Raw genomic sequence first — 12,484 nt, 5'->3', positions numbered from 1 at the left:
GAGGAAGTTTGCTAATCGAATTATCGATCAAACATTTTGCCATCATAGATGAGTTGACGGTTCCTTTTGAAAAAGGATTGACCGTTTTAACGGGAGAAACAGGTGCAGGGAAATCAATTATTATTGATGCTATTGGTTTGCTTTTAGGTGGTCGTGGCTCATCAGAGTACGTGAGATACGGGGAAAAGCGTGCTGAATTAGAGGGACTCTTTATCGTTGAAGAAAACCATCGTGCTGTCAAAAAAGCAAATGAACTGGGGATTGATGTATCGGATCAAATGTTTATTTTGCGTCGCGATATGACGGCACAAGGAAAAAGTATTTGTCGGATTAATGGTAAGCTTGTCACGATTGCGATCCTACGTGAAATTGGTCAATCTCTTGTTGATATTCACGGACAGCATGAGCATCAAGCTCTTATGCAACCAGAGCATCATAAAGCGATGCTTGATGGCTTTGTTCGTCAGAATATAAATCAAACTAAGTCTGATTATCAGAAGTTGTACAAGCAAGCGTTGCAATTGCAGAAACAAATTGATCAACTGAGTGATAATGAACAAGAAATGGCTCAAAAAGTTGATCTTTATCAATATCAATTAGCTGAGATTGAAGAGGCAAAGCTCGAACCGAATGAAGATGAGGAATTATTTGAAGAGCGTCATAAATTAAGTCATAGTGAGAAATTATTTTCACTGTTACAGGATAGCTATCAAAGCCTATATGGTGAGGGGCGAGGACTAGACTTCCTATCAAATGCAATTACTCATCTTGAAGAAGCGGTCACGATTGATAAAGACTTAAAAGATTTACACGAATCAACGAGCAATAGTTTTTTCCTTCTTGAAGAAGCTGCTTTTACACTTCGTGACAAGATGGACTCAATCGAATTTGATCCTGCACGTCTTGAGTTTGTTGAAAGTCGTCTTCATGATCTTCAACGTTTAAAGCGGAAATATGGGTCTACCGTAGAAGAAATTTTGGAGTATGCATCTCGAGTTGAAGAGGATTTAGATTTAATTGTGCATAAGGACGACCGAATTTCAAAACTCCAAGAAGAGTTGCAAGCTCTTTGGAATGATTTATTGGTTGAAGCAAAGTCACTTACCGAGCTTAGGAAATCAGCCGCAGCAAAGCTGACGACAGAGATACTTAAACAATTACGGTCGTTATATATGGAGAAAACAACGTTTGAGGTGAAGGTCGAGCGACGTTCGATCGGAAAGGTCGCTCCTCTCATTGATGGTCAAAAAATCCCATTCGGTGAGGATGGCATCGATACGATTGAATTCTATTTATCGACGAATCCAGGTGAGCCTCTTAAACCACTTGCCAAGGTTGCTTCTGGCGGAGAAATCTCCAGAATTATGTTAGCAATTAAATCGATTTTCTCAAATCAAGAAGGAATCACTTCGGTTATTTTTGACGAAGTGGATACGGGTGTTAGTGGTCGAGTGGCTCAAGCGATTGCTGAAAAAATTCACGGAATTTCTATCGGTTCTCAAGTGCTGTGTATCACTCATTTACCACAAGTAGCTGCAATGGCAGATACTCACCTCTATATTACTAAGCAAGAGGATAATAACCGGGTCAAGACCTCTGTTACTCCATTAACACGTAATGAAAAGGTGAATGAAATTGCAAGAATGATTTCAGGAGTAGAAGTGACCGATCTAACAAAACAGCATGCTGAAGAATTGTTAGAATTGGCTGGGAATTTCAAAAAATAATCTTTTTGAAAAGCTACCTAATAAAGGATAGCTTTTTCTTTTTGTTCTAGTTATAAATGTAGGGTTTCAAGGTAACATTAGTAGTACAGCCAATTTTGGAGGTGTGGGCAAGGAGCTAGGAGAGTGAAGTGATGAGAGGCGAAACAATTAGAAAATCAATAGGTGTCATTCTTTTTTTACTTGTCATGAGTGTAGGATTTTCGGAGGATGTACGTGAATGGGTTACAATTCCGACAAGTATGACTGTATTTGAAGGTGATATGACACCGATCGTTGAAGCAACACAATCACTAAAAGCAATTTCAGTTTCTACAGCACCAACCGCAGATACTTTTCAGGGCATGAGAAGTAATAGTGAATCAACACAGCAGAATGTATCAATGGAAGTAGCTAATTTTCCAGTAAAATCAATTGATGTGGATGTTCTGCCTAAAAAGGAAGTCGTTCCTGGCGGTCAGTCGATTGGGGTCAAGTTAAATACTGAAGGTGTCCTTGTGGTCGGACATCACCTTATTGAAACAGAGGATGGTAGTAATTCCCCCGGGGAAGTGTCTGGAATTGAAGTTGGAGATATGATAACTCATATTGACGGACATGAAATTCAACGCATGAGTCAAGTTGGGGAATATGTCCAAGCAGCTGGTGAAGAAAATCGAAAGTTAGCAATCAAGGTTAAGCGTGAGAAAAAAGTTTTCGAAAAAGAACTCCAGCCGCTTAAGGCAAAAGGAGAACATTCTTACCGAATGGGGCTATATATTCGCGATTCAGCAGCAGGTGTTGGAACCTTAACGTTTTATGATCCTGAATCGGGAAAATATGGAGCTTTAGGTCATGTGATATCAGATGTCGATACACAAAAGCCAATTGTCGTTCATGATGGACAGATTATTCGATCCTCTGTGACATCAATTGAAAAAGGTAGCAATGGTGATCCTGGTGAAAAGCTTGCCAGTTTATCAAATCAACGCGATGTGCTTGGAACGATTGAAAAAAATAGCTCGTTTGGCATTTTTGGAACGCTAAAGCATGCTGATCTGAAAAATAATGTTCGGGACGAGAAAATGCCGATCTCTTTATCAACACATGTTAAGGAAGGTCCAGCCAAGATTTTGACAGTTGTTGAGGGTGAAGAGGTTGAAGAATTTGATATTGAAATCGTGAGTTCTGTTCCGCAGAAACAACCAGCAACAAAGGGCATGGTGATCAAGGTGACTGATCCTAGACTTCTTGAAGCGACTGGTGGAATTGTTCAAGGGATGAGTGGAAGCCCCATTATTCAAGATGGAAAAATTATTGGTGCTGTTACACATGTCTTTGTAAATGACCCCACTTCAGGATATGGATGTCATATAAGCTGGATGTTAGATGAAGCTGGTGTAACGGACTTTTCTAATAAAAATGGAGTCAAAGCGAGTTAAATCGTTTTGACTTCTTTTTTTGTGAAAAGTCTGATATGATGGACTAGAAATAAAGATTTTTCGACAAAAATAAGCTTTATCTTTTGTCAAATATCGAAACTGGTCGAAATTAGCAGTAAATGAAAGAAAACGTTAGAAAAGATAAAAAAAATAAATAAAAACAAAAAAATAAAAGGATATACTGGCTCTATGTCGAAAAGTTTATAAGGACATAACAACTGGAAACTGAGGGGGATTTTTTGTGCAAAAAGTAAAGGTGTGTATTGCCGATGATAATCGTGAGTTAGTAAACTTACTAAATGAATATATTTCGGCTCAAAATGATATGCAAGTGATTGGGACAGCTTATAATGGCCAGGAATGTTTAACATTGATCGAGGAGAAACAGCCAGATGTTCTTATCTTAGATATCATCATGCCACATCTAGACGGTCTAGCTGTGCTTGAGAGAATGAATGCATTAAATCTGACTAAGAAACCCAACATTATTATGTTAACTGCTTTTGGTCAAGAAGATGTAACAAAGAAAGCTGTTGACTTAGGAGCATCTTACTACGTATTGAAGCCGTTTGATATGGAAGTATTAATCTCTAACATTCGCGAAGTCAGTGGGCAAAAGAAATCATTTTTACAGCCCTCATCTAATCAATCTTCATATTTATCATCGACCCATCAATTGGAGGCGCGTGGTGGCGGTCAAAACCTAGATGCTAGTATTACTAGTATTATTCATGAAATTGGTGTTCCGGCACATATTAAGGGATATATGTATTTAAGAGAAGCCATCACAATGGTTTATAATGATATTGAATTATTGGGTTCAATCACAAAAGTATTATATCCAGACATTGCTAAGAAATTTAACACGACCTCTAGCCGGGTAGAACGAGCGATTAGACATGCGATTGAAGTTGCATGGAGTCGTGGAAATATTGATTCGATCTCTAGCTTATTTGGATACACGGTTAGTCACTCAAAAGCTAAGCCAACGAATAGTGAGTTTATCGCTATGGTTGCTGATAAATTAAGGATTGAGCATAAGGTCTCATGAAAGGGTAAGGATTCGGATCCAACGAAGGAATAACTGAATTCTGGCGAAGCATTTCCATTATTAAAGGGAAATGCTTTTTTGTTTTGTCGGGATAAATTGCTCTGATGCTAGGCACTCTAACATTGGAGCGATCCAAAATTTCCTTGGGAGGCATTTAAAAGATGACACAATCTAACCAACAGCAACAGCAGTTACAACAGGCGCAGCAAGCTTTGCAAATGGCTCAACAAGCACTTCAACAAGTTTCAAGTCCGCAGCAAATGCAACAAGCACAGCAAGCTGTTCAACAAGCACAGCAACAATTTCAAACTGAAAACCAAGAGCTACAGCAGGCTCAGCAGCAATTACAGCAAGTAGGTCAACAGCTCCAACAAGCTCAAAACAAAGTGAGTCAAGAGCAACAACAAGTTGCTCAAGCGCAACAGCAGGTTCAGCAAGCTCAAGCGACAGCAATGGCAAGCAGAGATAATCAACTGAAGTAACTTTTGATTATTGAAGAAGTCAAATAGAGAATGTCTTTAAAAGGGAGATTTCCCCTTATAAGGCATTCTCTATTTTCGTTTAACATTCATAAAAAAGCTCGAAATGGTTCATATTATGACCAAACGGTATAAAGAGGGTTATAACATGTTTGAAGTCATAAAAGGTCCTATTTATGAACATAAGCAGACAAAAAAATTACTTCAATACCTTCCTAAGAAAAGTATTGTTTATTTATGGCATGAAGACTTAGATGGTGTCGCTGTAAATGGCTTAATTCAAGCAAAGGTAAAGGCTGTAATTAATGCGAAAACATCAATGAGTGGGAAGTATACACAAAGGCATGTGAGAACGCTTTTAAAGGCAGGCATTGCGGTCTTTGATATTATATCTATTTTCAATAGGGATTCTCCTTATAAAGGGGAGCAGGCATTTATTTATCAAAACGGGTTATATGTTGAAAAAGATGGAGAAACCGAATGTGTTGCAGAATTACTGTCATATGATGATCACGTCATTAAAAGGAAAGAAAGCTTGGCTATAACCAATTATCCTAATCAATTTGAGGATTTTGTTAAAAATACACTTCATTATGCTAGTCAAGAGTGTGATTGGTTTAAAGAGAAGCCAGTACTTCCAATTCCACTGAAAAAATTACGCGGTGAAACGGTGTTCATTGTTGCTAGAAATACGGATTATGAAAAGGACATAAAAGCACTTTATCCTACACTAAAAAGAAAACAGTCGATCGTCATTGCGGTAGATGGGGCAGCTGATGGTTTGATGAAATATCGAATTTGTCCGGATTTTATTGTTGGGGACATGGATTCAATCAGTGAAAAAACACTTAACTGTGGAGCCACACTTATTTGTCATCAACATCCTAATGGCCGTTCACCTGGGAAAGATCGATTAATGAAAATGGGGATTGAAGCAGAATTAATTCGTTTTGTTGGTACTAGTGAAGATGTTGCTTTAACAGCTGCGTTCTGGTCTGATGCAAGGAAACTATTTCTAATTGGTTGTCGAACAGGGATGACCGAGTTTTTAGAAAAGGGAAGAGCTGGAATGGGGGCAACTTGGCTTGCGAGAATGCAGGCTGGTGAACGTATTACAGACCTTAAAGGAATTCATCAATTATATTCAAAGCCCACTTTGCCTGTTTTCGGGCTAAGTCGTTTTGAAAAGCCATCAATCATTTCGATGATTCAAACGTTTTTCCAAGAAAGGATTCCATCTTGGAAAAAGAAAGAGGTGTTGTAATGAACTTGTCAATTGTGATACCTGCCTATAATGAATCAGACCGAATCGAACAAACGCTGAAGAGCCTCAAGAACCTGCAACTAAGAAATAGTGAAATTATTGTTGTTGATGATGGTAGCATTGATGAAACCAAAAGGATTGCAAGTCAGTATGCAGACAAGCTAGTTGTGCTTAATCGAAACGAAGGAAAAGGACAAGCCCTTCAGAAAGGGTGGAAAGAAGCTGAGGGAGACTATATAGCTTGCTTAGATGCCGATTTAGGAGAGAGTTCTGTGGAAGTACGTCGTTTGCTTGCACCAGTTCTAAATAAGCAAGTGGACTTAACGATCTCTATGATCTCACCAGGAAAAAAAGCAGGCATGGGTATCGTTAAGAGAAGAGTCCAATCACTTGTCTATCAAAAAACAGGGAAGCATCTTCAGGCCCCCCTGTCAGGTCAACGAGTTTTTCATCGCAAATGGCTTCCTTTTCTAATTGAGAGAAAGTATGTCGGGTTTGGGATTGAGGCACAAATGACGATTGATTTGCTTAATGCTGGGGCAACCTTTTTAGAGGTCCCGACAACGATGACTCATAGGGAGATGGGGAAATCGATTAGAGGTTTTTATCATCGCTTAAAGCAATGGATTGAAATTGAAAAACAGCTGAGAGGTGCGGGCTCATGATTGTGTTTCTACTTACAATGCCAATAATTGCCTATTTAAGTATGATTGCCTTTCACTCGCTGGACCTCTCTGTAGAAAATTATCAAGGCAGGAAGATTCCTTATAATTTAGGAGTAGTCGTTGTATACAGTTATGCTGTCCTATTTGCGTTTCCACCTGCGTTGATACCATCGTTAAATCTGATGGCGTTTATCTATATTCTAACAATATGGGTTCTTGGCTTCATTGATGATGCATACGGAAGTCCATTTCCAAAGGGCTTAAAGGGGCATCTATTTCATTCGATCAAACATCGTTCGGTAACAACAGGTCTTTTAAAAGCAGTTGGAACAATGGTTATAGCTCTCATCTTTGTATGGAGTGAGCAAACTGAGTTTTTAGCTGGATTAGCTGCATTTCTTTTATTGACAGGATTACCACATATGATGAATTTATTTGATACACGTCCACTTAGAGTCTGGAAAGTTGCTTTTGTTTTATCAGCATTTCTAATGGTGATCTTACCAGTACCACCTTTTACGTTTGTGATTATTCTTTTGACTATATTTTATCTATTATTTATTCTTGAAGGTCATAAAAAAGCAATGCTTGGCGATAATGGAGCAACAGTAATTGGAGCGATATTTGCGGTTGTGTTTATTCATCATACGTCACTGCTAATTCAAATAGGGATCATTGGTATTGTTGCTTTCTTTATTTTGTTAGCCGAGAAGAAATCTTTCTCTGCTTTAATTGAGAGGGTTCGGGTGCTAAGGTATATCGATCAAATCGGAATAAGCAAAAGGTGACTAATTGACATTCGTCAACATTAGTCACCTTTTCTTTTTGAAAATCGTGGGGCAATCTTCCCGTTCTTTTTATCCCGATAGAATATAAAGCCACCGATGAAGCTTAGTCCAGCTAGAAATAGAATAAAACCAATGACAAATTGTAATGTTAAGGAAGTAAATGGACTATTCACAATCTGAAAAAGGGTGTCTCTCATCAGCTTAATTCCATATCCTGCTATAATTCCTGGAATGACTAAAATCATTAAAGCAATAAACCGTCCCATTTTTTAAACCTCTTTCTTATTATACATATATACATTTTAGCTGAATTTATTAACTGTGTACATGTTAGTGGTTGCATTTTTGTGTCATTTGCGTAATAGTTGAAGAAAAGAGAATTTAAAAGTAACCTTTAAGACCAAGTATTAAAATTGGAGAGTAGAACTCACATAAGATAAAATGGAAGTTGGACTGTGACCTAAAAGGGGCATCGCCTCACACCTATAGATTACGATAAGGAAGTGACCAGTTATGGAATTATTTACGTACATGGAACAATATGATTATGAACAAGTAGTTATCTGTCAGGATAAGCAATCCGGGTTAAAGGCGATTATTGCCATCCATGACACAACTCTTGGCCCAGCACTTGGGGGAACAAGAATGTGGACATATGAGAATGAAGCAGATGCTTTTGAAGATGCTCTCCGTCTTGCTAAAGGCATGACTTACAAAAATGCAGCGGCCGGTCTAAATCTTGGCGGTGGCAAAACTGTCATTATAGGTGATCCTCGGAAAGATAAAAATGAGGAAATGTTTAGAGCATTCGGTCGTTATATTCAAGGGTTAAATGGTCGCTATATTACAGCAGAAGATGTTGGGACAACGGTACAGGACATGGATTTAATCTATGAGGAAACTGATTATGTTGCAGGGATTTCTCCTGCATTTGGATCTTCAGGTAATCCGTCCCCAGTTACAGCATACGGGGTCTATGTAGGTATGAAGTCGGCAGCGAAGGAAGCATTTGGTTCAGATGATCTTTCTGGCAAAACGGTTGCTGTACAAGGGGTAGGGAATGTAGCTTACCACTTATGTAAGCATCTAAGCGAAGAAGGTGCTGCCTTAGTTGTAACAGATATTAATAAGGAATCGGTTGAACGTGCTGTCAATGATTTTAATGCAAAGGCAGTCAATATTGACGAAATTTATGGAGTTGATTGTGATATTTTTGCACCATGTGCACTTGGTGGAATTATTAATGATCAAACAATTCCACGCTTAAAAGCAACGGTCATTGCAGGAGCGGCTAATAACCAATTAAAAGAAGATCGTCATGGCCATCTGATTCATGAGCTAGGAATTGTCTACGCACCGGATTATATTATTAATGCAGGTGGAGTTATTAATATTGCTGATGAACTAAAAGGCTATAATGCAGAGCGTGCGTTGAAGAAGGTTGAAGGAATTTACCAAAATCTTGATGATGTTTTTGCTATTGCCAAACGCGACCAAATTCCTACTTTCAAAGCTGCAGATCGAATGGCTGAGGAAAGAATTGAACGCATGAGTCGGTCACGTCGTCAATTTCTAAAAGATGGTCATCATATTTTATCTCGTCGTTAAATAAAGATGAGGACGAGCACAGGTTTTTATTTAAGGAGGCAGCTATGGCTGAAGAATATGATCTTGTCATTTTAGGTGGAGGAACAGGCGGATATGTCGCAGCCATTCGAGCTGCACAATATGGTTTGAAAGTAGCAGTCGTTGAAAAGGAAAAGCTTGGTGGAACATGTTTACATAAAGGGTGCATTCCTAGTAAGGCTTTGCTAAGGAGTGCAGAAGTATTTGCGACAACGAAAAGAGCTGCCCAATTCGGTGTGAAAACAGGACAAGTAGAGCTAGATTTTGAGCAAGTTCAAAATCGAAAGGAAACGATTGTTGACCAACTCTACCGCGGTGTACAGCAGCTGATGAAAAAAGGGAAGATCGATGTCTTTTATGGAAGAGGACGTATTTTAGGACCGTCGATTTTCTCACCTTCTCCTGGGACGATCTCTGTTGAACGAACGGATGGCGAAGAAAATTCAATGCTTATTCCGAAATATGTCATCATTGCAACAGGCTCATCCCCTCGCACTCTAGAAGGACTTGAAGTGGATGGTACATATGTATTAACGTCTGAAGAAGCACTTAAGTTAACTGAGTTACCATCCTCGATGTTAATTGTTGGTGGTGGAGTCATTGGGGTAGAATGGGCCTCGATGTTCGCTGATTTCGGAGTGGATGTAACCATACTAGAGTTCGGACCGACATTGCTGCCAACTGAAGATCGCGATATTGCGAAAGAGGCAGCAAGGTTGTTGAAGCAAAAAGGAATAAAAATAGTGACAAATGCTACTATACGTCCAGATACAATCCAAACCAATGAAAACGGTCTTCAAATTCAGGTGGAGTGTGATGGAACAGTCGAGCAATTTGAAGCTGAAAAGCTCCTGCTTTCGATTGGGCGTGTGGCGAACGTGAATGATATTGGCCTTGATAACACGGATATTGAGCTAGACCGTGGTGTAATCTCTGTTAATAAATATAATCAGACAAAGGAATCTCATATTTATGCAATTGGCGATGTCATCGGTGGACTTCAGCTTGCCCATGTCGCTTCTCATGAAGGGATTTTGGCAGTCGATCACTTGGCTGGGAAGAATCCTGTACCGATTGATTATACTACCGTACCTAAATGTATCTATAGTGCCCCTGAGATGGCCAGTGTGGGTCTAACCGAAGCAGAAGCAGTAGAGCAGGGGTATCAAGTGAAAGTGGCTAAGTTTCCTTTTAAGGCGATTGGGAAGGCCCTTGTTTTTGGAGAAACGGATGGATTTGTCAAAGTCATCGTCAATGCAGCGAATCAAGATTTAATCGGTGTGCATATGCTCGGGCCGAATGTTACTGATCTTATTTCAGAAGCGGGACTAGCTAAATTATTGGATGCTGCTCATTTTGAGGTAGCCGAAATGATTCATCCCCATCCAACGCTCTCTGAGATTTTAGGAGAAGCCGCACTTGCGATTGATGGTAAAGCGATTCATTCGTAATAAGAAGGAGGTTTATGAAAATGGGTGAAAATCGACATCAAGCCCTTGGTCTAACCGACCAAATGGTTTTAGATATTTATGAAAAAATGTTATTAGCTCGTATGGTAGATGAGCGTCTGTGGTTGCTGAACCGTGCTGGAAAAATTCCTTTTGTTGTTTCATGTCAGGGTCAGGAAGCAGCACAAGTCGGTGCCGCGTTTGCTCTTGACCGGGAAAATGACTATATTTTGCCGTACTATCGTGATATGGGTGTTGTCTTAACATTTGGAATGACGGTGCAGGATATTATGTTATCTGCCTTTGCAAAAGCAGAGGATCCTAATTCAGGTGGGAGACAAATGCCTGGTCACTTTGGACAAAAGAAAAATCGCATCGTAACAGGATCATCTCCTGTTACAACACAGGTGCCACATGCTGTTGGGATTGCACTTGGTGGACGACTTGAAAACAAGAAGTTTATGACATTTGCCACTTTTGGTGAAGGTTCTTCAAACCAAGGAGATTTCCACGAAGGAGCTAACTTTGCTGGAGTTCATAAATTACCGGTTATTTTCATGTGTGAAAACAATAAATATGCGATTTCGGTTCCGCTTGAAAAACAACTTGCTTGTAAAAATGTTTCAGATCGAGCGATAGGATATGGGATGCCTGGTTTCACTGTTGATGGTAATGATCCATTAGCTGTATATGAGGTTGTGAAAGAGGCTTGTGAGCGTGGTCTGAACGGCGAAGGTCCAACACTTATTGAAACGATTTGTTATCGTTTAACACCACACTCAAGTGATGATGATGACCGTGCGTACCGTGCACGTGAGGAAGTCGAAGAGGCCAAAAGACTTGATCCAATTATTACGTTTGCTGATTATTTACGTAATGAGGGTGTGCTTACAGAGGAACGTCTTGATGAAATGAAAAAGCGTTTAACGAAAGAAATTGATGAAGCGACGGATTATGCAGAACAAGCACCATTTGCAGATCCAGAGCACGCTTTGCAACATGTCTATGAGGATCGTTAGAAAGGAGGGTATACAATGGCTATAATTTCATATATTGATGCAGTTACTCTTGCATTGAAGGAAGAAATGGAACGAGATGAAAAGGTGTTTGTTCTTGGTGAGGATGTTGGTGCACGAGGTGGTGTTTTCAGAGCGACAAACGGTTTGTATGAACAATTTGGAGAACAACGTGTCATTGATACACCGCTTGCAGAATCAGCGATTGCTGGTGTCGGAATTGGAGCAGCGATGTATGGGATGCGTCCAGTAGCGGAAATGCAATTTGCTGATTTTATTATGCCAGCAGTCAATCAAATTGTTTCGGAAGCAGCTAAAATACGCTACCGCTCAAATAATGATTGGAATTGCCCAATTGTCATTCGAGCTCCTTACGGTGGTGGAGTTCATGGTGCTCTATACCATTCTCAATCAGTGGAGGCTCTGTTTGCTAATGTTCCAGGATTAAAGATTGTTATGCCATCAACACCTTATGATGTGAAGGGGTTATTAAAAGCAGCAATTCGCGACAATGATCCAGTGCTCTTTTTTGAACATAAGCGTGCGTATCGCCTAATTAAAGGTGAAGTTCCAGATGATGATTATACTCTGCCAATTGGAAAAGCAGATGTGAAAAAAGAGGGTACGGATATCACGGTCATTACATATGGCTTGTCTGTTCATTTCGCCCTTCAAGCCGCAGAAAGACTAGAACAGGATGGCATCTCTGTTCATATTCTTGATTTACGAACCGTCTATCCATTGGACCAAGAAGCAATTATCGAGGCTGCTCGCTTGACTGGTAAAGTTTTACTTGTAACAGAAGCGAATAAAGAAGGTAGTATCATGGGGGAAGTGGCAGCAATCATTGCTGAGCATTGTCTTTTTGATTTAGATGCCCCAATTAAACGTTTAGCTGGTCCAGACGTACCGGCAATGCCGTACGCCCCGCCGATGGAAAAATACTTTATGATTAATCCTGATAAAGTAGAAAAAGCAATGCGGGAATTAGCTGAATTTTAA

Annotated in this window: 12 protein-coding genes; 11 read left to right on the top strand and 1 reads right to left on the bottom strand. The window is 39.7% G+C overall.

The genetic code is table 11. From position 1 onward, the window contains the following. Nucleotides 1-8: 8 nt before the first annotated feature. The 7 genes from recN (at nucleotide 9) to J7W16_RS14200 (ending at nucleotide 7,392) form a co-directional block, all read left to right on the top strand. Nucleotides 9-1,727, top strand: a complete 1,719-nt coding sequence (gene recN, locus J7W16_RS14230; protein ID WP_210597982.1) for a DNA repair protein RecN — start codon at nucleotides 9-11, stop codon at nucleotides 1,725-1,727. Between the two features lie 131 nt (nucleotides 1,728-1,858). Further along, nucleotides 1,859-3,145, top strand: coding sequence for a SpoIVB peptidase (spoIVB, locus tag J7W16_RS14225; RefSeq protein ID WP_210597981.1), 1,287 nt, complete (start codon nucleotides 1,859-1,861; stop codon nucleotides 3,143-3,145). A 241-nt stretch (nucleotides 3,146-3,386) separates the two neighbouring features. Next, entirely contained in the window at nucleotides 3,387-4,196 is an 810-nt protein-coding gene (gene spo0A, locus J7W16_RS14220) for a sporulation transcription factor Spo0A (RefSeq protein WP_210597980.1), read from the top strand. Nucleotides 4,197-4,357: 161 nt separating this feature from the next. Next, on the top strand, nucleotides 4,358-4,678 hold the full coding sequence (locus J7W16_RS14215; RefSeq protein ID WP_210597979.1) for a hypothetical protein: 321 nt from the start codon (nucleotides 4,358-4,360) through the stop codon (nucleotides 4,676-4,678). Nucleotides 4,679-4,823: 145 nt separating this feature from the next. Beyond that, nucleotides 4,824-5,939 (top strand): putative cytokinetic ring protein SteA, encoded by a 1,116-nt coding sequence (steA, locus tag J7W16_RS14210; RefSeq protein WP_210597978.1) that lies wholly within the window; start codon nucleotides 4,824-4,826, stop codon nucleotides 5,937-5,939. Then, on the top strand, nucleotides 5,939-6,604 hold the full coding sequence (locus J7W16_RS14205; protein ID WP_210597977.1) for a glycosyltransferase family 2 protein: 666 nt from the start codon (nucleotides 5,939-5,941) through the stop codon (nucleotides 6,602-6,604). The genes steA and J7W16_RS14205 overlap by 1 nt, the downstream gene beginning before the upstream one ends. Continuing rightward, nucleotides 6,601-7,392, top strand: coding sequence for a hypothetical protein (locus J7W16_RS14200; RefSeq protein WP_210597976.1), 792 nt, complete (start codon nucleotides 6,601-6,603; stop codon nucleotides 7,390-7,392). Before J7W16_RS14205 ends, J7W16_RS14200 begins: the two co-directional genes overlap by 4 nt. Nucleotides 7,393-7,412: 20 nt before the next feature. Here the strand turns inward: J7W16_RS14200 and J7W16_RS14195 are convergent, their stop codons facing one another. Continuing rightward, nucleotides 7,413-7,658 (bottom strand): DUF2627 domain-containing protein, encoded by a 246-nt coding sequence (locus tag J7W16_RS14195; protein WP_210597975.1) that lies wholly within the window; start codon nucleotides 7,656-7,658, stop codon nucleotides 7,413-7,415. A gap of 247 nt (nucleotides 7,659-7,905) precedes the next feature. Between J7W16_RS14195 and bcd the strand changes: the two genes are divergently transcribed. From bcd to J7W16_RS14175, 4 genes are read left to right on the top strand one after another with little or no spacing between them, the layout of a single operon-like run. Continuing rightward, nucleotides 7,906-9,000 (top strand): branched-chain amino acid dehydrogenase, encoded by a 1,095-nt coding sequence (gene bcd / locus J7W16_RS14190; protein WP_210597974.1) that lies wholly within the window; start codon nucleotides 7,906-7,908, stop codon nucleotides 8,998-9,000. Between the two features lie 44 nt (nucleotides 9,001-9,044). Then, entirely contained in the window at nucleotides 9,045-10,469 is a 1,425-nt protein-coding gene (lpdA, locus tag J7W16_RS14185; protein ID WP_210597973.1) for a dihydrolipoyl dehydrogenase, read from the top strand. A gap of 20 nt (nucleotides 10,470-10,489) precedes the next feature. Continuing rightward, nucleotides 10,490-11,485 (top strand): thiamine pyrophosphate-dependent dehydrogenase E1 component subunit alpha, encoded by a 996-nt coding sequence (locus J7W16_RS14180; RefSeq protein WP_210597972.1) that lies wholly within the window; start codon nucleotides 10,490-10,492, stop codon nucleotides 11,483-11,485. Nucleotides 11,486-11,500: 15 nt separating this feature from the next. After that, nucleotides 11,501-12,484 carry an alpha-ketoacid dehydrogenase subunit beta gene (locus tag J7W16_RS14175; RefSeq protein ID WP_210597971.1) on the top strand — a complete coding sequence of 328 codons (984 nt, stop codon included), beginning with the start codon at nucleotides 11,501-11,503 and terminating at the stop codon, nucleotides 12,482-12,484.

The organism is Halalkalibacter suaedae, assembly GCF_017939705.1.
GTDB lineage: Bacteria > Bacillota > Bacilli > Bacillales > Bacillaceae_D > Halalkalibacter > Halalkalibacter suaedae.
This window is presented reverse-complemented; position numbering and strand designations above follow the sequence as displayed.